The 26,145-nt window shown below is 59.2% G+C and carries 25 protein-coding genes; 9 read left to right on the top strand and 16 right to left on the bottom strand.

Going from position 1 to position 26,145, the window contains the following annotated elements; genetic code table 11:
- Positions 1 to 15: 15 nt before the first annotated feature.
- Positions 16 to 597: an NAD(P)H-dependent oxidoreductase gene (locus EKL29_RS17475; protein WP_120454772.1), complete on the bottom strand. Its 582-nt coding sequence runs from the start codon at positions 595 to 597 to the stop codon at positions 16 to 18.
- A 158-nt stretch (positions 598 to 755) separates the two neighbouring features.
- Here EKL29_RS17475 and EKL29_RS17470 point away from each other — a divergent pair, with 158 nt between their 5' ends.
- A complete protein-coding gene (locus tag EKL29_RS17470) occupies positions 756 to 1,520 on the top strand; it encodes a transporter substrate-binding domain-containing protein (RefSeq protein WP_126690322.1) in 765 nt (254 codons plus the stop codon).
- A gap of 75 nt (positions 1,521 to 1,595) precedes the next feature.
- Here EKL29_RS17470 and EKL29_RS17465 read toward each other — a convergent pair whose 3' ends face one another.
- From EKL29_RS17465 to EKL29_RS17440, 6 genes are all read right to left on the bottom strand, one after another.
- Positions 1,596 to 2,459 (bottom strand): ketose-bisphosphate aldolase, encoded by an 864-nt coding sequence (locus EKL29_RS17465; RefSeq protein WP_120454770.1) that lies wholly within the window; start codon positions 2,457 to 2,459, stop codon positions 1,596 to 1,598.
- Positions 2,460 to 2,589: 130 nt separating this feature from the next.
- Positions 2,590 to 3,441 (bottom strand): class II fructose-bisphosphate aldolase, encoded by an 852-nt coding sequence (locus EKL29_RS17460; RefSeq protein ID WP_126690321.1) that lies wholly within the window; start codon positions 3,439 to 3,441, stop codon positions 2,590 to 2,592.
- 9 nt (positions 3,442 to 3,450) lie between these two features.
- Complete coding sequence (locus EKL29_RS17455; RefSeq protein ID WP_126690320.1) at positions 3,451 to 4,542, bottom strand: PTS fructose transporter subunit IIC; 1,092 nt, start codon at positions 4,540 to 4,542, stop codon at positions 3,451 to 3,453.
- A gap of 11 nt (positions 4,543 to 4,553) precedes the next feature.
- Positions 4,554 to 4,868 (bottom strand): PTS fructose transporter subunit IIB, encoded by a 315-nt coding sequence (locus EKL29_RS17450; protein ID WP_120454767.1) that lies wholly within the window; start codon positions 4,866 to 4,868, stop codon positions 4,554 to 4,556.
- A gap of 24 nt (positions 4,869 to 4,892) precedes the next feature.
- Positions 4,893 to 5,363, bottom strand: coding sequence for a PTS sugar transporter subunit IIA (locus EKL29_RS17445; protein ID WP_120454766.1), 471 nt, complete (start codon positions 5,361 to 5,363; stop codon positions 4,893 to 4,895).
- 17 nt (positions 5,364 to 5,380) lie between these two features.
- Positions 5,381 to 6,943, bottom strand: coding sequence for a transcription antiterminator (locus EKL29_RS17440; RefSeq protein ID WP_126690319.1), 1,563 nt, complete (start codon positions 6,941 to 6,943; stop codon positions 5,381 to 5,383).
- A gap of 409 nt (positions 6,944 to 7,352) precedes the next feature.
- Here EKL29_RS17440 and parC point away from each other — a divergent pair, with 409 nt between their 5' ends.
- From parC to ftsP, 3 genes are all read left to right on the top strand, one after another.
- A complete protein-coding gene (gene parC, locus EKL29_RS17435; RefSeq protein ID WP_120454764.1) occupies positions 7,353 to 9,626 on the top strand; it encodes a DNA topoisomerase IV subunit A in 2,274 nt (757 codons plus the stop codon).
- 46 nt (positions 9,627 to 9,672) lie between these two features.
- Entirely contained in the window at positions 9,673 to 10,410 is a 738-nt protein-coding gene (locus EKL29_RS17430; RefSeq protein ID WP_120454763.1) for a 1-acylglycerol-3-phosphate O-acyltransferase, read from the top strand.
- A gap of 132 nt (positions 10,411 to 10,542) precedes the next feature.
- Complete coding sequence (ftsP, locus tag EKL29_RS17425; protein WP_126690318.1) at positions 10,543 to 11,973, top strand: cell division protein FtsP; 1,431 nt, start codon at positions 10,543 to 10,545, stop codon at positions 11,971 to 11,973.
- A 50-nt stretch (positions 11,974 to 12,023) separates the two neighbouring features.
- Here the strand turns inward: ftsP and dkgA are convergent, their stop codons facing one another.
- Complete coding sequence (gene dkgA, locus EKL29_RS17420) at positions 12,024 to 12,851, bottom strand: 2,5-didehydrogluconate reductase DkgA (protein ID WP_120454761.1); 828 nt, start codon at positions 12,849 to 12,851, stop codon at positions 12,024 to 12,026.
- A gap of 194 nt (positions 12,852 to 13,045) precedes the next feature.
- Between dkgA and EKL29_RS17415 the strand changes: the two genes are divergently transcribed.
- Positions 13,046 to 13,954, top strand: a complete 909-nt coding sequence (locus EKL29_RS17415; RefSeq protein WP_120454758.1) for an AraC family transcriptional regulator — start codon at positions 13,046 to 13,048, stop codon at positions 13,952 to 13,954.
- A 10-nt stretch (positions 13,955 to 13,964) separates the two neighbouring features.
- Here the strand turns inward: EKL29_RS17415 and EKL29_RS17410 are convergent, their stop codons facing one another.
- The 5 genes from EKL29_RS17410 to EKL29_RS17390 all read right to left on the bottom strand — a co-directional run bounded on the left by EKL29_RS17410 (position 13,965) and on the right by EKL29_RS17390 (position 18,907).
- Entirely contained in the window at positions 13,965 to 14,627 is a 663-nt protein-coding gene (locus tag EKL29_RS17410; RefSeq protein WP_120454756.1) for a DedA family protein, read from the bottom strand.
- Positions 14,628 to 14,732: 105 nt separating this feature from the next.
- Positions 14,733 to 15,923, bottom strand: a complete 1,191-nt coding sequence (metC, locus tag EKL29_RS17405; protein WP_120454754.1) for a cystathionine beta-lyase — start codon at positions 15,921 to 15,923, stop codon at positions 14,733 to 14,735.
- A gap of 157 nt (positions 15,924 to 16,080) precedes the next feature.
- Positions 16,081 to 17,367 carry a TRAP transporter large permease gene (locus EKL29_RS17400; RefSeq protein WP_120454753.1) on the bottom strand — a complete coding sequence of 429 codons (1,287 nt, stop codon included), beginning with the start codon at positions 17,365 to 17,367 and terminating at the stop codon, positions 16,081 to 16,083.
- A 9-nt stretch (positions 17,368 to 17,376) separates the two neighbouring features.
- Positions 17,377 to 17,883 carry a TRAP transporter small permease gene (locus tag EKL29_RS17395; RefSeq protein WP_126690317.1) on the bottom strand — a complete coding sequence of 169 codons (507 nt, stop codon included), beginning with the start codon at positions 17,881 to 17,883 and terminating at the stop codon, positions 17,377 to 17,379.
- A 46-nt stretch (positions 17,884 to 17,929) separates the two neighbouring features.
- Complete coding sequence (locus tag EKL29_RS17390) at positions 17,930 to 18,907, bottom strand: TRAP transporter substrate-binding protein (RefSeq protein ID WP_126690316.1); 978 nt, start codon at positions 18,905 to 18,907, stop codon at positions 17,930 to 17,932.
- Between the two features lie 350 nt (positions 18,908 to 19,257).
- On the opposite strand from EKL29_RS17390, the gene exbB reads away from it, so the two are divergent.
- The 4 genes from exbB (at position 19,258) to EKL29_RS17375 (ending at position 22,024) form a co-directional block, all read left to right on the top strand.
- Positions 19,258 to 19,983 carry a tol-pal system-associated acyl-CoA thioesterase gene (gene exbB, locus EKL29_RS17385; RefSeq protein ID WP_179256417.1) on the top strand — a complete coding sequence of 242 codons (726 nt, stop codon included), beginning with the start codon at positions 19,258 to 19,260 and terminating at the stop codon, positions 19,981 to 19,983.
- 3 nt (positions 19,984 to 19,986) lie between these two features.
- Positions 19,987 to 20,409: a TonB system transport protein ExbD gene (gene exbD / locus EKL29_RS17380; RefSeq protein WP_126690315.1), complete on the top strand. Its 423-nt coding sequence runs from the start codon at positions 19,987 to 19,989 to the stop codon at positions 20,407 to 20,409.
- Between the two features lie 12 nt (positions 20,410 to 20,421).
- The gene (locus EKL29_RS23135; protein WP_158618939.1) at positions 20,422 to 20,583 is read left to right on the top strand and encodes a hypothetical protein; all 162 of its coding nucleotides are present in this window, start codon (positions 20,422 to 20,424) and stop codon (positions 20,581 to 20,583) included.
- A gap of 118 nt (positions 20,584 to 20,701) precedes the next feature.
- The gene (locus EKL29_RS17375; protein ID WP_126690314.1) at positions 20,702 to 22,024 is read left to right on the top strand and encodes an MFS transporter; all 1,323 of its coding nucleotides are present in this window, start codon (positions 20,702 to 20,704) and stop codon (positions 22,022 to 22,024) included.
- Here EKL29_RS17375 and EKL29_RS17370 read toward each other — a convergent pair.
- From EKL29_RS17370 to EKL29_RS17360, 3 genes are read right to left on the bottom strand one after another with little or no spacing between them, the layout of a single operon-like run.
- Positions 22,021 to 22,995 (bottom strand): spore coat U domain-containing protein, encoded by a 975-nt coding sequence (locus tag EKL29_RS17370; RefSeq protein WP_126690313.1) that lies wholly within the window; start codon positions 22,993 to 22,995, stop codon positions 22,021 to 22,023. The two genes, EKL29_RS17375 and EKL29_RS17370, sit on opposite strands and share 4 nt — an antisense overlap.
- Entirely contained in the window at positions 22,992 to 25,442 is a 2,451-nt protein-coding gene (locus EKL29_RS17365) for a fimbria/pilus outer membrane usher protein (RefSeq protein WP_126690312.1), read from the bottom strand. The genes EKL29_RS17370 and EKL29_RS17365 overlap by 4 nt, the downstream gene beginning before the upstream one ends.
- Positions 25,443 to 26,135 (bottom strand): molecular chaperone, encoded by a 693-nt coding sequence (locus tag EKL29_RS17360; protein ID WP_120454737.1) that lies wholly within the window; start codon positions 26,133 to 26,135, stop codon positions 25,443 to 25,445.
- Positions 26,136 to 26,145 lie beyond the last annotated feature (10 nt).

Genomic DNA, 26,145 nt, shown 5'->3' with positions numbered 1-26,145 from the left:
CGGGCACGCTTTCAGTTAAGCAAAGATCTCGCTGAGATGTGTCCGATAACGTGCAATATCGCGCGGCACGTCCGGCATCTTGATGACGTCGTTACAGATAAAGGTCGGCAGCGCCTCCATTCCCAGGAACTGGTTCGCTTTATGGAAGTGCAGATAGAGGCCGTCGACGCCGACGCCTTCAAAGAACTGATCCGGATCGGTAAAGGCTTCCAGCGGCGCGTTCCAGGTCAGCGACAGCATATATTTTTTGCCCTGCAGCAGACCGCCCGAACCATATTTTTTGCTGGCGTCGGCGCGTGAGCGGCCATCGCTGGCGTAGAGCACGCCGTGACCTTCGGTAAAGATCTCGTCGATATAGCGTTTCACCGTCCAGGGCTCGCCCATCCACCAGCCCGGCATCTGATAAATAACCACGTCGCTGTCGCGATACTTTTGCACTTCTTCCGCGATTACGTAGTCGCTGTCGGCAACAGTGACGCTGACCTGATGCCCCAGGTCGCGCAGCTGGCTGGCCGCTACTTCGGTCAGGGTGTGGTTCAGTTCGCCTTTGGAGTGGGCGAAGGTTTTACCGCCGTCGATAATAAGAATGTTGCTCATTGATAATCTCATGTGTGTTGCAATAGACGGCTACTTTACGCGCTCAGCGGCGGCGGAAAAATGGGATTCGGATCACAAGACTTTTGCGCTGGAAGCAATAATCGGGCGGGTTATGACACACTCTGTCCACACTCATCACGCCATACAGAAGAACAACAATGCGTAAATATCTTTTCAGCGCGCTGCTGCTGGCCAGCGGCATTGCGCAGGCGGACGCCCGTCTGGATCAAATTCTCTCCAGCAAAACCCTCAAGGTCTGCACCACCGGCGACTACAAGCCCTACACTTATCTGCGCCCGGATGGCCAGTATGAGGGGCTGGATATCACCATGGCGCAGTCGCTGGCCGCCAGCCTTGACGCGAAAATCAGCTGGGTGCCGACCACCTGGAAAACCCTGTCGCAGGATTTCAAAGAGAAGCAGTGCGATATCGCGCTGGGCGGCGTGTCGGTGACGCTAAAGCGCCAGCAGATCGCCTGGTTCGCCCAGCCGCTCGGCGTTGATGGCAAAATCCCGCTGGTGCGCTGCGCCGATAAAGCGAAGTATCAGCGGGTTGAGCAAATCAACAAGCCGGAGGTACGGGTGATCGAACCGGCCGGCGGCACCAACGAAGCCTTTGTACACAGGCTTCTGCCGCAGGCCAGTCTGCAGCTGGCGGAAAATCCCACCATTTTCCAGCAGCTGGTGGATAAGAAAGCTGACGTAATGATCACTGACGCCTCCGAAGCGCTGTTCCAGCAGCAGCACTATCCGTCGCTGTGCGCCATTAATCCGCAGCAGCCGATGCAGTATGGCGAGAAGGCTTACATGATCCCGCGTGATGATATGAGCTGGAAGCTGTATGTCGATCAGTGGCTGCATCTCAGCACCGCTACCGGCGAATATGCGCAGATCGCGCAGCAGTGGCTGGGCGTGATGAAGTAACAGCGCGCACGACATACCCCTACCGTAGCAGCGTGTTGTATTGCGGCGCCGCTACGGATGGGGCCCGTGCGGCGTTTAACGATATAACCCCGCTTTACCCAGCCCGCCAAACAGATTCATTTTGTAGCGGATCACCGCTTTGGCGGCGGCGATGGCGTCCGGATAAATCACGTTGGGATCCCACCAGCTTTCACGTGCCAGAATCTCGCGCAGCTTAGCGAAATAGGCGTACTTCATGTCGCTGGAAATATTGATTTTGCCGACGCCAAGCGTCACCGCTTCGGCAATCTCAGCGTCCGGGTTGGCCGAGCCGCCGTGCAGCACCAGGGGAATATCCACGCGCTGGGAAATCTCCTTCAGGATGTGCATCTGCAGCTCTGGCTTCATATCTTTCGGGTAGATGCCATGCGCCGTACCAATTGCCACGGCCAGCGTATCAACGCCGGTGCGCTGCACGAAATCTTCTGCCTGCGCCGGTTCGGTGTAAATCACCTTGCTCACCCCACCTTCCACCGTGGTGCCGGTATCGCCGATGGTGCCAAGCTCGCCCTCTACCGACACGCCGACCGCATGCGCCAGCGTTACCACCTCTCTGGTCAGCGCCACGTTCTCTTCATACGGCAACAGCGAGCCGTCAATCATCACTGACGTAAAACCGCACTGAATAGCGCGCAGCACCTGAGCGATGGACGCACCGTGATCGAGATGCAGGGTAAACGGCACTTTGCTTTTCAGCGTGCGTTCGCGAACGTAGCCAAAGAACGCGTCGGTAACGAACTCCAGCTCGCTCGGGTGGATGGAGATAATGGCCGGCGTGCTGGTGGCTTCCGCTTCCTCGACCACCGCGCGAATAAAGCAGCTGTCAGCGACGTTAAATGCGCCGATGGCAAAGCGATGTTCACGGGTAGGTGCTAACATTTCTTTCATTGAAATCAACATGTTAATTTTTCCTTAACGTGAGTTTAACCAGAGCCGACGCGCGCGCCGACCCGATGATGGATAAAGTGGGAAATCTTCTGCATTCCGTAGCGGCGCAATAAACCACGCCGCTACGATAAGGTGTAAAACGTCAAGCCCGGTTCGCCGACCCCGACCAGCCCAGATACTCAGCCACCACTTCGCGACAGGCGGACTCCATCAGCCCGAGCAGATCGGCCAGCTCGGCGTGGGGATGCTGCTGCAGCGCCTGCTGCACTGCGCGCTTACCGGCGTCAAATACCGCGGCGCCCAGGTTGATTTTGGCGACGCCATACTCGCTGACGCGACAAATATCCTCTGCCGGGGTGCCGGAACCGCCGTGCAGCGCCAGCGGGCGTGTCGATACGGCGTGCAGTTCCTGCAGCCGCTGAAAATCGATCTTCGGCTTCACACCCGGCGGATAGAGCCCGTGCGCGGTACCGACCGAAATAGCCAGCAGATCGATATCGGTCTGCTCAATGAACGGCAGCACATCCTGGACCTGGGTCATCTTCACCGAGGCATCGGCCAGCTCGTAGGTAGGTGCATCGGCGATATGCCCCAGTTCGCCCTCGACGCACACGCCGGCGGTGTGCGCCATCCTCACCACCGCCGCGGTCTGACGAATGTTATCTGCCAGCGGGTCGGCTGAGGCGTCAATCATCAGCCCTGTAAAGCCGGCGCGAAACGCCTGACCAAGCAGTGAAAAGGCTTTGCCGTGGTCAAGCGCCAGCGCCACCGGCATCGTAGCGTTACTGGCCAGCGCCTGCACCAGCGGCACCGCCACCGTCGGCGGAAAATGCGCACTGTGGCCCTGATAGACATTCAGGATCAGCGGTGCGCGCTGCTGTTCGGCCGCCTGAATCGCCGCGCGGGCGGTTTCCAGGTTGAAGCAGTTGATCGCCAGCACTGCATATCTGTGCTGAAAGGCGGCCTGAATCAGATCGTTCATCATGGCAAACATGGCGGTTCCTTATTCCAGAGTGAATTTAATCTCTTCATCGCGGACGCCCGGCGCTTCCACATCATCAAACTCTTCATCCTGCTGGGTGACCGGTTTCTTTATCACCGAGAGCATCACGCCGCACACCAGAGTGCCGATGCCCAGCGCCAGGCAGAACAGCCAGGGTTTGGTAAACAGCGGCACCACAAACATGCCGCCGTGCGGTACCGGCGCTTCCACGCCCCACGCTATAATCAGCCCACCGGCCAGTGCTGAGGCCACCACACAGCTGGCCACTACGCGCAGCAAATCGCGTGCGGCAATCGGGATTACCCCTTCGGTAATCATGCAAATGCCCATTGGGAAGGCGGCTTTCAGCGCCTCTTTCTCCGCTTTGGTGTACTTATGGCGCGTCAGCAGGTAAGAGAGCGTGATACCGAACGGCGGAATGATCGAGCCGACAAACTTCACCGCTTCCGGCCCGTAAATGCCGTCCACCAGCATGCCGTCGGCGAACAGCGACATGGTTTTATTGATCGGTCCGCCGAAGTCGAAGGTGGCCATCGCGCCGAGAACCGCGCCCATCACGAACTTTGAGCCGCCCTGCATCGATTCCAGCAGATGAATCAGCGCTTTCTGCAGCCAGACGATCGGCTGGCCGATAAAGGTCATCATCAACAGCCCGGCAATAATGGTGCTTAACAGCGGCAGCACCATAATCGGCATCAGTCCCTGCATCGACTGTGGCAGTTTGATCGCCCGGCGCAGCAGCAGGACGGTATAGCCGACAAGGAAACCGCCCAGGATGCCGCCGATAAAGCCCGTGCCGATCTGGCCGCAGATAAAGCCGACGATCAGACCGGGGGCGAAGCCGGGACGATCGGCAATCGAGTAAGCAATGGCCGCGCCGATCAGCGGCACAATCAGCCCCATGCCCCAGCCGCCGATCTGGTTCAGCATCCATGCGACGCTGCCGTCCTGCTTGCCGACGTCCGGCCCGCCAATCACCTGGCCGAGCGCGATACAGATCCCGGCGGCGACGATCAGCGGAATCATCCATGAGATCCCGGTAAGCAAATGGCCTTTAATCTCCTGGCCGTACTGACGTTTGTGATCGTTCATGATCGATCTCCTCAGGCGCGCGCCAGTGAATCCGCCACTTTTTCGAGGAATTTCACCGGTGACTTGATCACCACTTCGGTTTTCACTCGCACGATGGGCTTGCCCTGAAAGCGCTCTTCGCCCTTGATCTTGACGTCAACGGCGAGGATCACCACATCAGCAGCGTCGATCTGCTCGCGCGTCAGCGGTGTTTCGGTACCGATGGTGCCCTGCGTTTCGACGTGGATGGTATGGCCCAGTGCGTGAGCCCCTTTAATCAGTTTTTCGCGCGCAATATAGGTATGCGCGATGCCTGCGGTGCAGGCCGCTACACAGACGATATTCATGTGGCACCTCAGAGTAGTAGGGTGTTAACAGAGGTCGGTTTCGGCGTACTGACTAAACAGCCGGATAATATTGCCGGGGTCATTTTCCGCCAGCAGTTGGGCTATCACCTCATCATCGGCCAGCGCGCTGGCCACCTGCGACAACAGGCGAATATGGGTGGTGTTCTGATCCTCCAGCCGCACGGCGAACAGGATGATGCAGCGCACCTGGCTGCCATCAAGCGTTTCCCACGGAATATCCTGTTGGGTGCGGCCAATGGCGAGCGTGGTTTGTTTGACCGCCGACGACTTGCCGTGCGGGATAGCGATATGGTTTTCGAAGCCGGTCGAGCCTTCGGCTTCACGCAGCCAGACATCCCTGATAAAGGCCGCGCGATCGCTGATGGTGCCGTCGCTCACCAGCAGGTCGGTGAGTTCGTTAATCGCCTCCTCTTTACTGGTGGCGGTCAGCGCCAGGTTAACGCGGCGCGGCGTCAGAATGCGGGAAATATCCATCGTTGTTCCTCATTCAATCAATGTGTGGTCAACGCGCAGGGCGCGCCGTTGGGCAGCTGGCTGCCAATCATGGCGTCGGTGACCCGCCGGATATCGTCATCATTAAAAAAGGCACTGACATACACCGCCGGAATGGTGCCGGCGTCGAGATGGATGGTGGTGATGACCAAATCCACCCTGTGGTGCTGGCAAAACGCGGCCTGATTGCTGGCTGAGACCACGCCAGCAATTTCCCAGTCAGGGAAGGCGCGCAATATGCGGCTCTTCAGCAGGTGTGAAGTGCCGACGCCGCTGGAGCACACCACCAGAATGCGTTTGTGAGCAATTTGCCGCTCCAGCGCCGCCTGGAAATGTACGCACAAATAACCAATTTCATCGTCGGCCACCGGCGAAAGGGCAAATGTCTGCGCGGTTTGCTGCATTGCCTGCTGCGTCAGGAAAAATATCCTTTCCATCTCCTGCTTAATATCGTCCAGCAGCGGGTTACGAATATGAATATGGTATTTGAGCCGGTTTAATAAAGGCTTTATATGTACGAGTAAGCCTTCAAATAATAAGCGGTCGTGCGCTAAGTCCTGCTGAATAAAATCTGAGAAGCGAACGATTAATTCGCAGGTTATTTTAACCGACTCAGCGGTGGAAAATTGATTATGTAGCAACACCTGATCGCCACGCTCTTCCACCACAATGCCGGAGGAAACGATATATTGATAAATAAAGCCGACCTCATCCGCCGGTAATGTACAGCCGATACGCTGTTCAATACGCGTCACCATCTGCCGGGCGATAGCGAGAATGGGCTTATCCAGATCCTGTACAGAGGTCAGCGCTTCCAGCGCCAGCGCGTTGCCCTGCGCCATACGGTGCATCATGATCAGGATGTGCGTGCACAAATTGAGATACCAGGCGTCGCCAAGCGGGTAGCTGAGTTGCTGCTCCATCTGCAGCAGCAGCGCCTGCACAAAGGCGACATCTTCCTCGCCGAAGTAGTGCACCAGCGCCTGCTGGCTGCCGGGATCGAGTCTGGGCAGCAGCGGCGCGCCCGCGACGTTTTGCTGCATCACATCGTTGATCAGCGACACCATCGCCTGGCGCAGCGTCTGCTCATTACCCTCAATATGGGTGCCGCCGGGCCCGCGCTGCAGCGTTAACCCCAGCGGCTGCAGCCACTCCTCAATTACTTTCAGGTCGTTCACAATCGAGGCGTGGCTGATAAAGTAGCGCTCGGACAACTTGCTAATCGAGGTGGCGCGCGGGGCTTCGCTCAGCAGCTGCGAGGCGATTTTTACCCGCCGGCTGTTGTGGCTGAGCGCGTCAGCAGCCGCATCGCCGCCGTTCAGCTGCTGTTCCAGCTGCAAACGCTGCTGGATATCATCTACCCGTAACCGCACGCCGCGGCCGGGCGATTTCTCCAGCGTCAGCGCCCAGTTGCTGAGCCAGCTCTCCAGCCCCTGCAGGTCACGCTGAATAGTTTTTCCAGAGACGCCAAGCTGTAACGCTAACTGCCCAATCGGCTGCGGCGCCGCCTGGTGCAACAGTAATTTCATTAACCGGTGTTGTCGCGAAGTCAGTATTTGCATTCGGTCACCCTTTATTTTGGTGAAACGTCTCGGGATTATTCCTCGTTCTGTTTATTCTGGTGCCAGCAAGCCGTCGCAAAAAAAGGTGTCTCTTATGAAGTATCAATTTAGAAAAGGAGGGCGGCAGCAACAATACTAAATGTTGTCTCCGGGCGCGGACAGAATTAATACGCCAGCGCTGAGGCGGATTAAATGCGAGTTTGCTCACATAAAATCTCGGAAAATAATTGTGATGGCGCTCCCAATCCGTTTTATTTTTCCAGCCAGCGTCACGTTATTTATTGCCAGACAATTCTCATCCTCCTCAACGGCTTCCCTGTGACTAAATCCTGCGAATAAGGTACTATTCTCGCCAAATGACCGCCGGATGACTCGCCGTTGCGGGCCACGAAGTGAGGATGCCAGCTTAATGAGCGAAATGACACAGGATGGGGCAGAGCGTCTTGCCCTGCACAAATTTACCGAAAACGCGTATCTGAACTACTCGATGTACGTGATTATGGACCGCGCCTTGCCTTATATCGGCGACGGTCTTAAGCCGGTACAGCGCCGTATCGTTTACGCCATGTCGGAACTCGGTCTGAGCGCCAGCGCTAAATTCAAGAAATCAGCGCGTACCGTGGGCGATGTGCTGGGTAAATATCATCCGCACGGCGACAGCGCCTGTTATGAAGCGATGGTGCTGATGGCGCAGCCGTTCTCCTATCGCTATCCGCTGGTGGATGGCCAGGGTAACTGGGGCGCGCCTGACGATCCGAAATCCTTTGCGGCGATGCGTTACACCGAGTCACGCCTTTCAAAATATGCGGAAGTGCTGCTCGGCGAGCTGGGCCAGGGCACCGTGGATTTCGTGCCGAATTTCGACGGCACGATGCAGGAACCGAAAATGCTGCCCGCGCGGCTGCCGAATATCCTGCTGAACGGCACCACCGGCATCGCCGTCGGCATGGCGACCGACATTCCGCCGCACAACCTGCGCGAAGTGGCGCAGGCGGCGATCGCCCTGATTGATAAGCCGAACACCAGCCTCGACGCGCTGCTGGATATCGTACAGGGTCCGGATTACCCCACCGAAGCGGAGATCATTACGCCGCGCGACGAAATCCGTAAAATTTACCAGAACGGTCGCGGCTCCATCCGCCAGCGCGCCGTCTGGAAAAAAGAGGACGGCGAAGTCGTGATCACCGCGCTGCCGCATCAGGTTTCCGGCGCGCGCGTGCTGGAGCAGATTGCTGCGCAGATGCGCAATAAAAAGCTGCCGATGGTAGAGGATCTGCGCGATGAATCGGATCACGAAAACCCGACGCGGCTGGTGATTGTGCCGCGTTCAAATCGCGTGGATCTCGATCAGGTCATGCATCACCTGTTCGCCACCACCGATCTTGAGAAGAGCTATCGCGTTAACCTCAATATGATCGGCCTCGACAACCGTCCGTCGGTGAAAAACCTGCTGGAAATCCTGTCGGAATGGCTGGTATTCCGTCGCGATACCGTCAAGCGCCGTCTTAACCACCGCCTTGAACGCGTGCTGCGTCGTCTGCATATCCTTGAGGGCTTGCTGGTCGCTTTCCTCAATATCGACGAGGTGATCCATATCATCCGCAGCGAGGATGAGCCTAAGCCGGTGCTGATGTCGCGCTTCGGCATCAGCGAAACCCAGGCGGAAGCGATCCTTGAGCTCAAGCTGCGCCACCTGGCGAAGCTGGAAGAGATGAAGATCCGCGGCGAGCAGAGCGAGCTGGAAAAAGAGCGCGATCAGATTCAGGCGATCCTCGCCTCTGAGCGCAAGATGAATACCCTGCTGAAAAAAGAGCTGCAGGCCGACGCCGCCGCCTACGGCGACGATCGCCGTTCGCCGCTGAATGAACGCGAAGAGGCCAAAGCGCTGAGCGAGAACGAGCTGGTGCCGTCCGAGCCGGTCACCATCGTGCTGTCGCAGATGGGCTGGGTGCGCAGCGCCAAAGGCCATGATATCGACCCGTCAGGCCTGAGCTATAAAGCGGGCGACAGCTATCTGGCTTCGGCGCGCGGCAAGAGTAACCAGCCGGTCGCCTTTATCGACTCGACCGGACGCAGCTATACGCTCGATCCTACCTCGCTGCCGTCGGCGCGCGGGCAGGGCGAGCCGCTGACCGGCAAGCTGACGCCGCCGCCGGGCGCGGTGGTAGAGCAGGTGTTGATGGAAGCGGAAGAGCAGAAACTGCTGATGGCGTCCGATGCGGGCTACGGCTTTATCTGCACCTTCGCCGATCTGGTCTCGCGCAATCGCGCCGGTAAAGCGCTGCTGACGCTGCCGGATAACGCGCGCGTGATGACGCCGATGGCGGTGCATCATGAAGATGACATGCTGCTGGCGATTACCCAGGCGGGCCGTATGCTGATGTTCCCGGTCGGCGAGCTGCCGCAGATGTCGAAAGGCAAGGGCAACAAGATTATCTCTATTCCTGCGGCGGACGCCGCGGCGGGCAACGATAAACTGGCATGGCTGCTGATTCTGCCGCCGGGCAGCGCCGTCACGCTCTATGTTGGCAAGCGTAAGCTGGTGCTGCGCAGCGAAGAGCTGCAAAAATTCCGCGCCGACCGCGGACGCCGCGGCACGCTGCTGCCGCGCGGCCTGCAGCGTATCGACAAGGTAGAGCTGGATACCCCAGCGCGTGCCGTCAGCGAAGACGGCGAAGCCTGAGCAACGCGGCGGACCCTTTGCTCCGCCGCGCCATAATGAGGGATTTATGTTACTCGTACTACGTACTATTTTTGTGGTGATCTACTCGATTCTGGTCTGTGTTTTCGGCTGCATCTGGTGCCTGTTTTCGCCGCGTAACCCGCGCCACGTCGCCACCTTTGGCCACCTGTTTGGTCGTCTTTCCGGCGTGTTCGGCGTTAAGGTAGAGCTGCGTAAACCCGCCGGCGCGGAAAACTACGGCAATGCCATCTATATTGCCAACCACCAGAACAACTTTGACATGATCACGGCGGCGAAGATTGTGCAGCCGACGACGGTCACGGTCGGGAAAAAAAGCCTGCTGTGGGTGCCGTTCTTCGGCCTGCTCTACTGGCTGACCGGCAACCTGCTGATCGACCGCGATAACCGCACTAAGGCGCACAGCACCATTGGCCAGCTGGTCGATCAGTTTAAAAAGAAGCGCATCTCGTTCTGGATGTTTCCGGAGGGCACGCGCAGTCGGGGTCGCGGTCTGCTACCTTTTAAAACCGGCGCGTTCCATGCGGCTGTGGCGGCAGGCGTGCCGGTGATCCCGGTGGTGGTTTCCAACACTCACGGCAAGATCAAGCTTAACCGCCTGAATAACGGTCTGGTGATCGTCGAGATGCTGCCGCCTATCGATACCAGCGGCTACACCACGCAATCGGTGCGCAAGCTGGCCACCCATTGTCGTGAAGTGATGATGGAAAAACTGGAAGCGCTCAACGCCGAAGTCGAGGCGCGCGAAAAAAGCGGTAAACTCTGACCGGCCTGCGTCTCGCCGGCACCCGCATGGATGCACGCGGCGCGCTCTGGCCGCCGCGACGCAACACAGCAATAAATCAAGAATAACAATCGACTGGCGCGCAAGCGCCACGCGTAAAGGGTTTGACGTTCTATGTCTTTCAGCAGACGACAGTTTATCCAGCTTTCTGCTGGCGCGGCGCTTAGCGCAGGTCTCTTGCCTTCAGCGGCGCGCGCCGCCTCCGCTCCCGGCGGCGATACGCCGCTGCCGGTTCCTCCGCTTATCGAGTCGCGCCGCGGCCAGCCGCTCTTTCTGACGCTGATGCGCAGCCACTGGTCCTTCCGCGGCGACAATAACAAAGTGCCGGTATGGGGCGTAAACGGCCTCTACCTCGGCCCGACGGTGCGCGTTTACAACGGCGACGACGTCAAGCTGATTTACAGCAACCGTCTTAACGAACCGGTGGCGATGACCGTCAGCGGCCTGCAGGTGCCGGGCGCGCTAATGGGCGGCGCGCCGCGCATGATGTCCGCTGGCGTCGACTGGGCGCCGGTGCTGCCGATCCGCCAGAACGCCGCTACCTGCTGGTACCACGCCAGCACGCCGAACCGCATGGCGCCGCACATCTATAACGGGCTGGCGGGCATGTGGCTGATTGAAGATGAGGTGAGCAAGCAGCTACCGCTGCCGCGTCACTACGGCGTAGATGACTTCCCGCTGATTATTCAGGACAAGCGTCTCGATAACTTCGGCACGCCTACCTACGATCCGCCGCATGACGGCGGCTTTCTTGGCGACGTCCTGCTGGTCAACGGCGTGCAGAACCCTTTCGTCGAGGTATCGCGCGGCTGGGTGCGCCTGCGTCTGCTTAACGCCTCGAACTCGCGCCGCTATCAGATGGCGTTGAGCGATAACCGTCCCTTTACCGTTATTGCCAGCGATCAGGGCTTTCTGCCCGCGCCGGTGGCGGTACAGCAGCTTTCGCTGGCGCCGGGCGAGCGTCGTGAAGTGCTGGTGGATATGTCGCAGGGCGATGAGGTATCGATTACCGCAGGCACGGCAGCAGGCATCATGGACCGGCTGCGCGGCCTGTTCGAACCCTCTTCCATTCTGACCAATACGCTGGTGCTGACGCTGCGTCCGACCGGCCTGTTGCCCCTGGTGACCGATAATCTGCCGATGCGTCTGCTGGCGGATCAGATCCTCGATGGCATGGCGACGCGCACGCGCGAATTCCGCATCGGCGACGATATACCGGGCATCAACGGCGCGCGGTGGGATATGAACCGCATCGATACCACCGTGCAGCAGGGAACCTTTGAGCGCTGGATCCTGCGCGCCGATCGGCCGCAGGCGATGCATATTCAGGGCGCGATGTTCCTGATTAAGAGCGTTAACGGCGCGCAGCCGATGGGCGAAGATCGCGGCTGGAAAGATACCGTCTGGGTAGATGGCGAGGTCGAACTGCTGGTGAGTTTCCCGCAAAGTTCGTCCGACCATTTCCCCTTTGTCTACTACAGTCAGACGCTGGAGCTGGCCGATCTCGGCACCGCCGGGCAGATGCTGGTGCAGCCAACGGCGTAAAGCGGTAGCAGGGAAGGGCGCGCTGCCCGTCAGGACAGCGCGCGTAGTGGTTAGCCGTTGAAGGTCTCTGGATCCGGCCCCAGACGATTGCCGCGGTCCAGCTTCGCGATTTCGCTCAGTTCGGTCTTCTCCAGGCGGAAATCGAATACCGCGAAGTTTTCGGCGATACGCTCAGGCGTTACCGATTTCGGGATCACCACCAGGCCGCTGTCGAGATGCCAGCGGATCACGATCTGCGCCGGGGTTTTGCCATATTTTTTCGCCAGCTGACGAATAATGTCCTGATCGAAGACGCCTTCGCCGCCCTGCGCCAGCGGACTCCAGGACTCAGTCTGGATCTGATGCATGGCGTTCCAGGCGTGCAGCGTGCGCTGCTGCAGCATCGGGTGCAGCTCGATCTGGTTCACTACCGGCGAAACGCCGGTTTCGTCCAGCAGGCGTTTCAGGTGCGCTTCATGGAAGTTGCAGACGCCGATGCTTTTGGCCAGCCCCTGCTGCTGCAGTTCAATCATCGCTTTCCAGGCGTCAACGTAGTGATCTTTCTCCGGGCACGGCCAGTGCATCAGATAGAGATCAACCTGCTCCAGCTGCAGTTTTTTCAGGCTGGTTTCCATCGCTTGCTGCACATTCTGCTGATCGTCATTCCACAGCTTGGTGGTAACGAAAATATCTTCGCGCGGCACATCGGTATCCTGTAACGCCCGGCCGATCGCCTCTTCGTTTTTGTAGGCGGCGGCGGTGTCGATCGAGCGGTAGCCGACCTCCAGCGCCTTAAGCACGGCGCGGTGGGCGTCTTCATTGCTCGCCTGCCACACGCCAAGCCCCAGCTGTGGCATCATATTGCCGTCGTGCAGTTTGATAATCGGTTGATCTGCCATAAGTGCTCCTTTCTGTTGCAGTGAACCTGTGAGGCTTAAGTCTAGTCAACAAACCTGACCCTGTTTTCATTGTGGTCGGCAATTCCGTTTCCCGCCCTGCCTGATCCTGCGGAAGTCTTGCCTGTTTCTCCATTTCAGTGGCGAATTTCGCAGCAGCCTGGCAGACTGGTTTCTTTACCCTGCGAGAGAAATGCATGGCGCACGAAGCTCTGTGTCAGCACCTGGCAAACCAGGTTGTGACCCTAATGACCCATGGACGCAACCGCCTTTGCCCGGTGGAAAACGTCAATCTGATTTACCTTAATCAATATCAGCCGCGCACGCCGGTGATGTATCAGCCCGGTATCGTTATTCTGTTTCAGGGCAGCAAAACCGGTTATCTCGGCAGCACCGTTTTTACCTACGACGCCACCAAATATCTAATGCTGACGGTGCCGCTGCCGGTGGAGTGCGAAACCTGGGCGTCGCCGGAAGAGCCGGTCGCGGGCATGTGTCTGACGGTCGATACCGCCAGCCTGCAGGATCTGCTGATAGAGATTGGCGACGATGAGGATTTTCAGCCACAGCCGCAGACCTCGGGCATTCACTCAGCCTGGCTGACCGAACCGATGCTGTGCGCGGCGGAGCGCCTGCTGGACGTGATGGCGAATCCACGCGACGCGCGCGTGCTGGGGCCGCAAATCGTGCGCGAGATTATCTATTACGTGCTGACCGGACCGACGGGCGGCGCGCTGCTGTCGCTGGTGAGCCGCCACACCCAGTTCAGCCAGATCGCCCGCGCGCTGCGCCGTATTGAAAACCACTATGCGGATAACCTCAGCGTCGATGCGCTGGCGGCGGAAGTGAATATGAGCGTCTCGGCGTTTCACCATAACTTCAAGGCGGTAACGCAAACCTCGCCGCTGCAGTATCTGAAGCGCTACCGGCTTCATCAGGCGCGGCTGCTGATGTTGCATGACGGATTAAAAGCGAGTGCGGCGGCAGTACGCGTGGGCTACGAGAGCCCATCGCAGTTTTCACGGGAGTTTAAGCGCTATTTCGGCGTGACGCCGGGCGAGGAAGTTAGCCGCGTGCGTCAGACAGTGGCGGAGCCGCAGGCCTGACGCAGCGCGATCAGGCCTGTTTTTGCCGACGTTTTTTCCAGATCACCACAATGCTGCCTGCCAGGCCAACAAACAGCAGAACGACCGGCAGCACCATCAGGATCGCCATGACCTGATCTTCATGGCGTTTGATAAAGGGCACCTGGCTGATGCCGTAGCCAAACGCCACGACAATCGCCACCCACAGCAGCCCGCTGAGCCAGTTAAAGAGCTGAAACCGGCCGTTCTGCAGGCCGGAGATGCCCGCCATGGTAGGCAGAATGGTACGGACGAACGCCAGAAAGCGTCCCACCAGCAGCGCCATCAGGCCGTGACGGTTAAAGAGCTGCCACGCGCGCTGATGATATTGCGCTGGCAGGTGCATCAGCCAGCCCTTCACCAGACGCGTATTGCCGAGCCAGCGTCCCTGCAGGTAACTGAGCCAGCAGCCGAGACTGGCGGCGGTGGTCAGGATCACCATGGTCGGGAAAAAATCCATCACCCCTTTGGCGACCATCGCGCCCGCCAGCAGCAGCAAACTGTCGCCTGGCAAAAAAGAGGCGGGAAGCAGGCCATTTTCCAGAAACAGCGTCAGAAACATGACGCCATAAACTACCCAAACCACATTAGGATCGGCCAGCGCGGCAAAATCCTGATGCCAGAGCGCGTGAACAATCTCGTGTAAAACACTCATCTGCTATCCCATCGAGTCACAAGGAATCTATTTTAGCGGCAATCCGGTACAGAGATTTGATCTGCGGCCGGTCGCCATTCTGTGGTTGAGGTTCTGTTTAAGTTATTACTGCGTCAGGCGGTTAAAGCCTGCCGTTAAATCGTCAATCAGGTCGTCAACGTGTTCCAGACCAATATGCAGACGCACCAGGGTTCCGTCAAAGTCGACGCCCCCCGCCGGTCGGATTGCTGCCAGCTCTTCCGGCTGGTTCGCCAGAATAAGCGACTCGTAACCGCCCCACGAATAGGCCATGCTGAAATGGTGGAAGCGATCAAGATAATGTGCCAGTTTTTCGTCGCTGAGTTTTTCATGCAGCACAAATGAAAACAAGCCACTGCTGCCGCTGAAGTCACGTTTCCAGAAGGTGTGGCCTTTGCTCTGCGGCAGCGCCGGATGGTTGACGCGCGCCACTTCCGGACGCGTCGTCAGCCACTCCGCCACCTGCAGCGCGCTCGCCTCATGCTGACGCAGGCGCGTAGCGAGGGTACGCAGGCCGCGGCTCGCCATATAGGCGCTGTCGGCGTCCACCGTCTGGCCCATCAGGTAGGAGTTCTCGCGCAGCTGCTCCCAGCAGCGCGCGTTCGCCACCGCGGTGCCGATCATCGCGTCGCTGTGGCCAATCAGATATTTGGTACCTGCCTGAATTGAAATATCCACGCCGTGCGCCAGTGCATTGAAGAAAAAGCCCGCCGCCCAGGTATTATCCATCATGATCACCGCGTCAGGCGCCTTTGCGCGCACCGCTGCGACAATTGCCGGAATATCCTGTACCTCCATGGTGACAGAGGCGGGGGACTCCAGAAACACCACGCGCGTTTCCGCACGCACCAGCGCGCCAATTTCGCTGCCGATAGTGTGGTCGTAGAAGGTAGTGGCGACGCCGAGCTTGCTGAGGATTTTGGTGCAGAAGTCTTGCGTCGGCTCATAGACCGCGCCGCACATCAGCACATGATCGCCCGCGTCGACAAAAGAGAGAATGGCGTTCGCAACTGCCGCCGCGCCGCAGGGGTAGAGCACGCAGCCCGCGCCGCCTTCCAGCTCGGTCATCGCATCCTGCAGCGAGAAGTGAGTCAGGGTGCCGCGACGGCCATAAAAGAGTTCCCCGGTAGCGCGTCCCGCCGTGGCGCGTTTTTTATCGGCGACGGTGTCAAAAACCAGGGAGGAGGCGCGCTGAATTACGCTGTTGACCGCGCCCTGAGTGTAACGTTTGCTGCGTCCCGCGCTGACTAAGGTGGTATCTATTTTTTTGGTCGTCATTCGTGTCTGCTCTGCCGCCTGCTACAAAGCCTTCACGTTACCACGAATTACCGTTCAGGGTTGACCCCAAATCCTGATATTCAGAACCTGTCCGACAGCGGACAGGGCGCGGCGGCGCGGTGCGCGAGAAGGCCACGCCGCCGCGCCTTTCAGCGCGTTACATCACTCCCATCAGATGCGGCAGCCACAGCGAGAGGGCGGGTATATACGTGATCAGCATCAGCACCAGAAACAACATGACGTAGAAAGGCATCATCGCGCCTACCACCTGCTCAATCTTCTGCTTGCTTACCGCGCTGGCGACAAACAGCACTGTCCCCACCGGCGGGGTAATCAGCCCGATGCCGAGATTGGTCATCATGATCATGCCGAAGTGCACCGGATCGATGCCCAGCGTGGTCGCCACTGGCAGCAGCACCGGCGTCAGGATAAGGATAATCGGCGCCATATCCATCAGCGTGCCGATCACCAGCAGCAGCAGGTTGATGCACATCAGAATGACGTACTTGTTATCCGACAGGCTGGTAAAGGCGTCGGTGATAATGGTCGGCAGCTGCATAAAGGTCATCACCGCGCCGAAGCCCGCCGCAAAGGCGATCAGCACCATCACGATAGTCACCGTCTTGATGGTGCGGAACAGCAGAATATGCAGCTGGTTCCACTTAAAGTCGCGGTAAATAAACATGGTGACGAAGAAGGCCCAGAGGCAGGCGATGGCGGCTGATTCCGACGCGGTAAAGATGCCCGACAGGATGCCGCCCAGAATGATCACGATGGTAAAGAGACCCCAGAAGGCGTCAAAGAAGATTTTCACCGCCTGGCGAAACGGAATGCGTTCCCCTTTGGGGTAACCCCGCTTGCGTGCGAAAGCGAGACACATCACCATCAGGCAGAAACCCAGCAGCAAGCCGGGAAAGATGCCAGCGACGAACAGCGAGGAGATGGTCACCACGCCGCCGGTCGCCAGCGAATAGATCACCGAGTTATGACTGGGCGGCGTCAGCACCGCCTGCACCGAGCCGCTGGCGGTGACCGCCGCGGCAAAGTCGCGCGGATAACCCTTCTGCTCCATTTGCGGAATCATCACCGAACCAATCGAGGCGGTATCCGCCACCGACGAGCCGGAAATCGCGCCGAAAAAGGTTGAGGCGACAATATTCACCAGCGACAGCCCGCCACGAATAAAGCCGACAAAGATATAGGCGAAATTAACCAGCCGTCGCGCAATGCCGCCTTCCGCCATAATCGCGCCTGCCAGAATAAAGAAGGGAATGGTGAGCAGCGAAAACTTATTAACGCCGTTGGTGATCTGAATCACCACCGCCTCCAGCGGCAGATCGATCCACCATGCGCCGATAAAGGCGCTGAGGCCCACAGCGAAGGCGACGGGAAAGCCCAACAGCAGCAGCACAACCAGGCTGCCGATTAACATCAATGCGTCCATGGTCGCTCCTTAATGGGTGCCGCCTAAAACCACCACTGGCCGCTGGCTTTGATCGCCATTCAGCAGCCGCTCAATCACGAACAACAGGGTAAACAGCGCGCCGATGGGGATCGGCAAATACATCTCGCCGTAGGTCACCGCAGGCAGCGAGGCGAGCGGCTGGATCCACATCGCCAGGCAGAGGTTGTAGCTCGCCTGGAAGATCACCAGACAGGTTGCCACCATCAGCAGATCGCACAGGCGCAGCATCAGCCGCTGCGCGGTGGGCGGCAGGCGATCCGTCACCATCGAGACGCAGATATGCGTACCGGCGCGGAAACCCACCGGCGCGCCGATAAAGGTAAAAATGATCATGCAGACAATGGCGACCGGCTCGGGCCACGCCAGCGCGCCGTTTAATACATAGCGGGCGAAAATGCCGATGGGGATCACCGTCACCATCACCAACAGCGCGACGGCAGCGATGCCCATGCACAGCAGATAGAGCCCATCCATCAGACGAGAGTATCGGGTCATATGCGTTACCTGAATAACGCCGCGTCGAATGCGCGGCGGCGGTGGGTTATTTAACGTCGGCTATTTGCGTCATCAGTTCGCTGTATGCGCCGCCAAACCGATCGCGAACCGGCTGCGTGGCTTTCATAAAGTAGTCTCTGTCGGTCTCCTGAAAGGTGACGCCGCCCGCTTTCATCTTCTCAATCGACTGTTGGGTGTAGGTTGCCCACAGCTGACGCTCTTCATCCTGCGCCTCTTTACCGAGCTTCTTCAGCAGCGTCTGATCCTCCGGCGACAGACGCGCCCACGAGGTTTTTGAGAAGAGGATCATCTCCGGCTGGATAAAGTGGCCGGTCAGGGTGTAGAACTTCGCTACCGGCAGGTAGTTATGCGCGACGAAGGTTGGCGGATTGTTCTCCGTACCGTCCACCACGCCGGTCTGCATGGCGCTAAATACTTCGCTGACCCCCATTGCCACCGGGTTCGCTCCCATCGCTTTCAGGGTCGCCAGCGAAATGGCGCTGTTCTGCACGCGGATCTTCATGCCTTTAAGATCCTCTGGTTTGCTGAGCGGCTTTTTGGTGATCATGTTGCGCTCGCCCGCGTCGGTCCAGCCGAGAAACACCATGCGCGCGTTGGCATCGGCGTCGAACTTGTCGACGATCTGTTTGCCGACTTCGCCGTCCAGCACCTTATGCATATGGTCCACGTCGCGAAAGATATAGGGCAGCGTCAGCACGCTGGTTTCGGGCGCGATGGTGGTGACCGGCGCCAGCGAGACGCGGATCATATCGATCGCGCCGAGCTGTACCTGCTGCAGCGTTTGATCTTCATCGCCCAGCACCCCGCCTGCATAGACTTTCATCTCCAGGCGTCCGCTGGTGGCCTGTTTCAGCTTGTCGCCCATATGCTGCAGAGCCACGACGGTGGGGTAGCCGGCGGGCTGAACCTCCGCCACTTTTAATACCTTCGCCGACGCCGATGTCGCGTTCAGGGCGAGCGCCGCAGAGACGGAAGCGGCAAGGATCCATTTATTCATTCTCATTATTTTTCTCCAGGCAGGTAGAGGAGGGCACAGGTATTGCGCGGCAGAGGAGGCGGCCCGCGTGTTGCCAGAATAGGCAAAACGCGCTGGCTGAAAATGCGGCAATGTGAATTGAATGAACAAGCTCACATTTTGAAACGATGTTTTAATAAATTTATACAGGAAATCACATTTCTGAAATCGACCCGAAAAGTGTCATAAAATGTCAGTAACGATCGGGTATACCGTCCCTGTACTTTGTAAATAGTAATGAGAACTACTATCAATTCGCTCGTTTTTTGCTATTATTCGCGCTTATCCATTATTCCTGCATATGAAGTTGGAGACGCAGCGTGGTAGCCAGTGACTTGATGCAAACGGATCTCTCTGTTTGGGGCATGTATCAACATGCTGATATCGTGGTAAAAGTGGTAATGATCGGCCTGTTGCTGGCGTCGGTCGTGACCTGGGCGATTTTTTTTGGAAAGTATGCCGAGCTTAGCGCGGCAAAACGCCGATTAAAAAGCGAGCAGATGGCGCTGGGCGAAGCCCGTAACTTAGGCGACGCCGCCCGTGCCGCCGCGCAGTTCAAAAGCCACAGCCACAGCGCAGTCCTGCTTAATGACGCGCAAAACGAGATTGAACTCTCCGCGGGCGCAGAGGATACCGACGGTATTAAAGAGCGCACCAGCTTCCGCCTTGAGCGCCGCGTCGCCGCCTTCAGCCGCCACGCCGGACGCGGTAACGGCTTCCTCGCCACTATCGGTTCCGTCTCACCCTTTATCGGCCTGTTCGGCACGGTATGGGGCATCATGAACAGCTTTATTGGCATCGCGCAGACGCAGACCACCAACCTGGCCGTTGTCGCCCCCGGCATTGCCGAAGCGCTGCTGGCAACCGCCATCGGTCTGGTCGCAGCGATCCCTGCGGTAGTGATCTACAACGTCTTTGCACGCATGATTGCGGGCTATAAAGCGTCGCTGGGCGACGTGGCCGCGCAAATCCTGCTGCTGCAGAGCCGCGATATCGACCTGGGCAACCTTAACGCGAAAAGCGCTGACGCTCGCCCGACCGCTCAGAAATTACGCGTAGGTTAAGTCATGGCGATGCGATTAAACGACGACCTGGAAAGCGATGGCGAAATGCATGAAATCAACGTAACGCCGTTTATCGACGTTATGCTGGTTCTGCTGATCATCTTTATGGTGGCCGCGCCGCTGGCAACCGTGGATGTTCGCGTTAATCTGCCCGCCTCGACCAGCGCGCCGCAGCCGCGGCCGGAGAAGCCAGTCTATCTGTCGATTAAGGCCGACAAGCAGCTCTTTATCGGCAACGATCCGGTCACGCCGGAGACGCTGGTCAACGTGCTGAACAGCCAGACCGCAGGCAATAAAGAGACGACGATCTTCTTCCAGGCCGACAAGTCGGTGGATTATGAAACCCTGATGAACGTGATGGATAAGCTGCGCGCCGCGGGCTATCTCAAGATCGGCCTGATGGGCATGGAAACCGCCGCAAAATAAGCGGGCAAGCAGATGCAAATTGAAAAGGGCAGCCAGACGGCTGCCCTTTTTGTTTTTGGCGGCGAGGGCGCTGTTTATGGTTTTGCGGCTGCGCAGGCGAGCGGCCTCTGGAGGCTGCCCGTCAGAGAGGAGAAAGGGGGAGTGCGGCATTTAATGGTGAATTATGCTGCATAATTGCGGGGTTAATTATTTGTTACTTTTGGTTTCGTGATTGTAAAGTGCAATGGTGAGGTATGTCACATTATTCCCGGCTCAGGCAGGCTAAAAGGGGAAAAAAACGCAGGAAGCCACTATGAGTCACACTTCACCTTTACAAAAGCCTCAGGGCAGCGCTCGAACCATCTTTAACGTTACCAGCGGTAACTTCCTTGAAATGTATGACTTTATGGTGTTTGGCTATTATGCCACCGCCATATCGAAAACCTTTTTCCCAGGCGACGACCCATTCGCCTCTCTGATGTTAACCCTGATGACCTTCGGCGCTGGCTTTTTAATGCGGCCGCTGGGCGCCATCGTGCTTGGTGCCTATATCGACCATCATGGCCGTCGTAAAGGGCTGCTGTTAACGCTGGGGCTGATGGCGATAGGCACGCTCACCATCGCGGTAGTGCCGGGCTACGCCACGCTGGGCGCCGCCGCGCCGATCCTCATCCTGCTGGGCCGTCTGCTGCAGGGCTTCTCTGCTGGGGTGGAGCTGGGCGGCGTCTCGGTCTATCTGGCGGAGGTTGCGCCGAAAGGACGTAAAGGCTTTTTCGTCAGCTGGCAGTCGGGCAGTCAGCAGATCGCGGTGATCTTCGCTGCGCTGCTCGGCTTGCTGATCAACCATCTGCTGGCAAAAGAGGCGGTGACGGACTGGGGCTGGCGTATTCCTTTCTTCATCGGCTGTATGATCGTGCCGTTTCTGTTCTGGATCCGCCGTATGCTGGAAGAGACCGAAGCCTTTAGCCAGCGCAAACACCATCCCAGCATGCGGGATATTATGCGCTCGCTGGCGAGCAACTGGGCACTGGTGCTGGCGGGAATGCTGATGGTGGTCACCACCACCGTTATGTTCTATATGATCACTGCCTTTACGCCCACCTTCGGCAAAACCGTGCTGATGATGAGTGACAAAGAGAGCTTTCTGGTCACGCTGTGCATCGGCATCTCCAACCTGTTCTGGCTGCCGGTAATGGGCGCGCTGTCGGACCGTATCGGCCGCCGCCCGCTGTTGATTACCTTTACACTGCTGATGATCGTCACCACCTGGCCGGTGCTGCACTGGCTGGTAGGATCGCCGAGCTTCGCCCATCTGATGGAAGCTGAGCTCTGGCTCTCGTTCCTCTACGCCAGCTACAACGGCGCAATGGTGGTCTATCTGGCGGAGATTATGCCTGCCGAAGTGCGCGCCTCAGGTTTCTCGCTCGCCTATAGTCTGGCGACCGCGCTGTTTGGCGGCTTTACGCCCGCTATCTCCAGCTATCTGATCCACGCCACCGGCGATAAAGCGATGCCCGGCGTATGGCTCACTTTTGCCGCCGTTTGCGGTCTGATCGGCACGCTGCTGATTGGACGCATGGTCAAACAGTATCGCGCGCGACGCAGCAGCACCGCCGCCGCTGGCGCCTCCGTTTAAAACGACACATCCACCACCACGCTGTCCGTGTAGTTTCCTGCGGGCGGCGTGGTCTGCGTGGTGAGTATGCGCGCGGTGTAGTTATAGCCGCGCGTCAGTCCATCCGTACTGACGCTGGTGGCGCTGGCGCTGCTGTAGCGATCGGTGCCGCTCGGCCCCCAGCGGTTGCTGCTGGTCCCCTTGTAAATCTCATAGCTCAACCGGTTCGCGCCGCTCGCCATCTGGCGCTGCGTGCCGTTGACATAGCTGCCGTTGCTTAATCCCACCGTGTAGGTGCTGCCTTTGCTGCATACCACGTTAATCGTCTGCGAGACGGCGGAAAAACTGCCGACCAGCGGCGCGCTGCCAAAGCTGATATTGGGCGCGGTAATGGTGGTGCAGTCATTGGTGACGACCAGGGTGACGGCGATGGGGATCACGCCGCTGCCGCTCTGCGGCGTCAGGCAGAGATTGCCGACGCCGATGCTGGTGCAGACGTTATAGGTTACCGCCAGGTTAAGCGTGGTGGTATAAGTGCCGGCGGCGACCGTCTGACCCGGTACGGTGCGCAGATAGACCGGAATGGCGAAGTTGAGGCTGCCCAGCAGTCCGGCGAGATTAACCAGCACCGACTGGCTGAAGACATGGGCGGCACCGCCGATAGTCAGCTCCGTTGCGCAGGCGCTGTCGACGCAGAGCTGGACGGGAATATTGTCCGTGCCGGTATCGCCGCTGCGCTTAAGGATGCCGCGCGTACCGCTGACGTTGGTGGCGCCGGTAAGCTGAAAGGTGATCTGGTTATTGCCCAGCAGCGAGAGTGACGAGCCGGCCCCACAGTTGACGTTGGCATTGGTCGAGGTCGCCTCTGCCGTGCTGTTCACCACGAAGGTCGTGACCGAGCCAAAGCTGGCGGTCGAGCTGGGCAGGGTGCAGGCGGCGCGCGACAGCGTCGGGAAAAGCATCAGCAGCATCAGCAGCAGCATTTTTTTCATGGTGTGATCCCTGAGGTGGCATTATCGGGGTTGGGAGTCGGCGCGCCCGCCGGTCGCGGCGGCAGCGGACAGGTAATCGGGCCATAGGTTTTCAGCGCCTGCGGCTGGCCGCTGGCGATAGTCAGCTCGGTGCTGCAGGTTCGGCCGTCCGGCGTGGCGACGCGAAGGGGGTTGCTGGCGCGCAGGTTTTCCAGCCAGGCGATGCCGTCCCAGCCGACATACTCAGTCGCCTGGCCCTCGCGCAGCACCTGGCTGGAGACCGGCAGCGGCTGACCCTCGGCGTCCTGCAGGATCACGCTGGCGGAGCGCAGCTTCTCTACCGGAAAATGGAGCAGGTAGCCGCTCTGGCGTTTCACCGCAAAGCGCTGTTCAACCTTCGGCGTCGTCATATCGGCGGGCAGATCGAGCGTATCGATATCATACTTCGCCGGATAATAGCTGCTGACCGAGGGCACCAGCAGGTAGCCGCTGCGGTCAGTGCGCCCCATCGACTGGTTTTCATAGCGCACATTGACGTCGGGGTAGCTGGTTTTCACTACCACAAAGGCGTCGTTGATACCGTTGGCGGCAAATACCTGGCTGTCCATTAACACCAGCGAACCCGTGAGATCCGCCCACTGGGTGTTGTAGTCGTCGTCGCCGTAAAAGCCCGCGGAGGTGTCGATTTTATTATTGCGCCAGCGCAGGCTTGCCTGGCGATAATCGCCGCTGTCGCCGCCCTGATTAGCCCAGGAGGCGTCCCAGGCGAAGCCGCCGTCGCTTGGCATCGAGCGCGACAGGTAGAGGCGCTGATTGTTTTCGCCCTGCTGGTCGCGCTCCATGCTGACCGAAGCGCTGCCGTGTTCGCCGAACGGGATCACCAGCGACATCGCGCCGCTCCATGCGCCCTGTTGCTGGTCGCGACTGGCGGAGAGGTAGAGGCTGGCGTTGCCCCACAGCGTTTTGCTCCACGAAAGGTTAAGCAGCCGCGTATGCTGGCCGTCGCCGCCGCTGATATCGATGTAGGCCGCACCGAGGCTGCCGTACTGGCTCAGCGACACGCTGGCGTTGTACTGGGCGCTGCGGCGCGCCAGGCTGTAAGTGGTATTGCTGGCGTTGCTGTTGCCGGCACGACTGTTGAGCAGCGCCAGGTTGCCGAATTCGCGGCTGCGCAGCGTATGCTGTGTGCCGATGCTGAACCAGCTGTTGTTGTACTGGTAGCCCCAGCTGTACTGCGTTCCGGCTGCGCCGCTCATCTGGCTCTGCGCCAGCGCGCCGTTCAGCACACCCAGGCTGCCGATGCGAAACATCGCTCCCGCACCACCCATCGCCAGTGAGTCGCTGCCTTCGGCATGGGTCTCCAGCGTTAGCCAGTCGGTCGCGCCGTAGCGCAGCGAGCCGCTGGCCGCCGCGTTGCCGTAATCGACGTTCTTAATGCCGTAGTTGTTGCGGAACGCGCCGGTGGAAAACGAGTAGTCGCTCAGGCCCGCTTTCAGCAGCGTGCTGGAGACATAAAACGGCAGCGTCGTCGTCACCCGGCGTCCCACCGCGTCGGTGGTGGTAATGACCGCATCGCCTGCGCCGTTGACAAAGGGCACGTTAGTCAGCGACCAGGGACCCGGCTGCACGTTCGCCTGGCTGGACTGGTAGCCGTTGATAAAGAGATCGACGGTGGAGGGCACCGCGGCCTGACCGGAAAAGGCCGGTAGCGGGTAGGTCACGAGATCGGGCCGCACGCTAAAATCGCGGCCGATCTGTATCCCGCCGAGACGCACGCTGTTGCTCCAGCTGAGCGCATCGGTGGTGAGATCGCCGACGCGCCAGCTGATCACCTTGTTCTCATCCTCATTGCTCCACCAGGTGTCGTAGCGGATATAGCCGTCGTCCTGCGCGGGAGCGCGGCCTTCCATCTGCTGCTGCCAGACGCCGTTGCTGGAAAACTGGCCTGCGGAGCCGAAGAGGCGCAGCTCGTTCCAGGCCGACAGCCGCGTGCCAGCGTTGGCGGTGCGGGTGGCGTAGAGGTCGTAATTGAACAGCGCCCCGGTGGAGGTGCGGCCAGGGTAGCGCGGCCCGTTTTGCGCTGCGCCGATTACCTGGCCTGGCAGCCACGCGGGCGGCACCGTTAACAGCAGGCGCTGACGCCGATCGTCATAGTCCGCTTTTACTTCGTTCCAGCGGGTAACGTCGACCTGCTGCGGGTCCGGCAGCTTCTCGGCCGGGATGCCGGCGCGCTGCAGATCGCCCGCGCGCACCAGCAAGCGGCCATCGCGTCTTTCTACCGGTACGATAGCGCCGTTTTCACGCTGGTTAATCACCAGTTCCAGCATATAACGCTGCTGTTCGCCGCTGCTCTCCAGCGACGGCGGCGGCGGCAGCGACGAAAAGGTCTCCGCCAGCGCGGCGGCCGGCGTCAGAGAAGCGCAGACGCTGGCCACCGCCAGCGCGCAGGGATGGAGAGAGCCTGGCATTTAGCGGCTGGGCGCGCTGCGCCATTCACCGGCGTTGGTATCCGCCCTCATCTGGCCGCTAACCGCATTTTTCAGCGGCCAGCGATTTTCGCTGTGCGCCAGCACGTAGCCGAACAAGCCGTCGCCCAGTTTGCGTCCGCCGAGGGTGACGTTGCTAAGGCGCGCGTGGCCGCTGCCCCGGTTGGTGAGCAGCAGCCAGGACTTTCCACCCTCGCTGACCTGTCGCCAGCTCAGCTCTGGCTTCGCTGCGTCGCGCGTCAGCCCGTCGCCATAGACAAACAGCGGCACTGAGTAGCGCATCTGAAAATTAAGGCCCGCCTGGTTTTCGCCCGGCGTGCGCGGCGTCGGGATCTCGTCGAGCACGACGCGGTACGCCAGCTCCTGGCCCGCGCCAGGCGGCGTCTGCTTAATCAGGCGTACCAGCTGCTTTTGCCCAGGCTCAATACGCACCAGCGGCGGACTGGCGACGACGCTCTGCTGCGTGGCGTACTGCTCTTTGCCACCGACCTGCTGCCAGCTGAAGATGCGTACCTGCATCAGCGTAGTGGCGTTGCCGCGATTCTCCAGCCACAGCTCGCTGGCTTTTTCATCGGGGTTGATGCTGGGATCGATAGGCCAGATCATCAGCGAATTCGCTGCCTGGGCGCTGGTCGCCAGCAGGGAAACAAGGAACAACAGGGCGCGCATCATCATCTTTCTCCTT

The organism is Pantoea sp. YU22 (assembly GCF_003970755.1).
In the GTDB taxonomy this organism is placed as follows: Bacteria; Pseudomonadota; Gammaproteobacteria; order Enterobacterales; family Enterobacteriaceae; genus Pantoea; species Pantoea piersonii.
The sequence above is the reverse complement of the archived record's forward strand: the minus strand, read 5'-3'. Positions and strand labels throughout refer to the sequence as shown.

Bases quoted from the DNA above. Each gene is read 5' to 3' on its own strand.
- EKL29_RS17475 (WP_120454772.1), bottom strand. From the start codon at position 597: ATGAGCAACATTCTTATTATCGACGGCGGTAAAACCTTCGCCCACTCC.
- EKL29_RS17470 (WP_126690322.1), top strand. From the start codon at position 756: ATGCGTAAATATCTTTTCAGCGCGCTGCTGCTGGCCAGCGGCATTGCG.
- EKL29_RS17465 (WP_120454770.1), bottom strand. From the start codon at position 2,459: ATGTTGATTTCAATGAAAGAAATGTTAGCACCTACCCGTGAACATCGC.
- EKL29_RS17460 (WP_126690321.1), bottom strand. From the start codon at position 3,441: ATGTTTGCCATGATGAACGATCTGATTCAGGCCGCCTTTCAGCACAGA.
- EKL29_RS17455 (WP_126690320.1), bottom strand. From the start codon at position 4,542: ATGAACGATCACAAACGTCAGTACGGCCAGGAGATTAAAGGCCATTTG.
- EKL29_RS17450 (WP_120454767.1), bottom strand. From the start codon at position 4,868: ATGAATATCGTCTGTGTAGCGGCCTGCACCGCAGGCATCGCGCATACC.
- EKL29_RS17445 (WP_120454766.1), bottom strand. From the start codon at position 5,363: ATGGATATTTCCCGCATTCTGACGCCGCGCCGCGTTAACCTGGCGCTG.
- EKL29_RS17440 (WP_126690319.1), bottom strand. From the start codon at position 6,943: ATGCAAATACTGACTTCGCGACAACACCGGTTAATGAAATTACTGTTG.
- parC (WP_120454764.1), top strand. From the start codon at position 7,353: ATGAGCGAAATGACACAGGATGGGGCAGAGCGTCTTGCCCTGCACAAA.
- EKL29_RS17430 (WP_120454763.1), top strand. From the start codon at position 9,673: ATGTTACTCGTACTACGTACTATTTTTGTGGTGATCTACTCGATTCTG.
- ftsP (WP_126690318.1), top strand. From the start codon at position 10,543: ATGTCTTTCAGCAGACGACAGTTTATCCAGCTTTCTGCTGGCGCGGCG.
- dkgA (WP_120454761.1), bottom strand. From the start codon at position 12,851: ATGGCAGATCAACCGATTATCAAACTGCACGACGGCAATATGATGCCA.
- EKL29_RS17415 (WP_120454758.1), top strand. From the start codon at position 13,046: ATGGCGCACGAAGCTCTGTGTCAGCACCTGGCAAACCAGGTTGTGACC.
- EKL29_RS17410 (WP_120454756.1), bottom strand. From the start codon at position 14,627: ATGAGTGTTTTACACGAGATTGTTCACGCGCTCTGGCATCAGGATTTT.
- metC (WP_120454754.1), bottom strand. From the start codon at position 15,923: ATGACGACCAAAAAAATAGATACCACCTTAGTCAGCGCGGGACGCAGC.
- EKL29_RS17400 (WP_120454753.1), bottom strand. From the start codon at position 17,367: ATGGACGCATTGATGTTAATCGGCAGCCTGGTTGTGCTGCTGCTGTTG.
- EKL29_RS17395 (WP_126690317.1), bottom strand. From the start codon at position 17,883: ATGACCCGATACTCTCGTCTGATGGATGGGCTCTATCTGCTGTGCATG.
- EKL29_RS17390 (WP_126690316.1), bottom strand. From the start codon at position 18,907: ATGAGAATGAATAAATGGATCCTTGCCGCTTCCGTCTCTGCGGCGCTC.
- exbB (WP_179256417.1), top strand. From the start codon at position 19,258: ATGCAAACGGATCTCTCTGTTTGGGGCATGTATCAACATGCTGATATC.
- exbD (WP_126690315.1), top strand. From the start codon at position 19,987: ATGGCGATGCGATTAAACGACGACCTGGAAAGCGATGGCGAAATGCAT.
- EKL29_RS23135 (WP_158618939.1), top strand. From the start codon at position 20,422: ATGCAAATTGAAAAGGGCAGCCAGACGGCTGCCCTTTTTGTTTTTGGC.
- EKL29_RS17375 (WP_126690314.1), top strand. From the start codon at position 20,702: ATGAGTCACACTTCACCTTTACAAAAGCCTCAGGGCAGCGCTCGAACC.
- EKL29_RS17370 (WP_126690313.1), bottom strand. From the start codon at position 22,995: ATGAAAAAAATGCTGCTGCTGATGCTGCTGATGCTTTTCCCGACGCTG.
- EKL29_RS17365 (WP_126690312.1), bottom strand. From the start codon at position 25,442: ATGCCAGGCTCTCTCCATCCCTGCGCGCTGGCGGTGGCCAGCGTCTGC.
- EKL29_RS17360 (WP_120454737.1), bottom strand. From the start codon at position 26,135: ATGATGATGCGCGCCCTGTTGTTCCTTGTTTCCCTGCTGGCGACCAGC.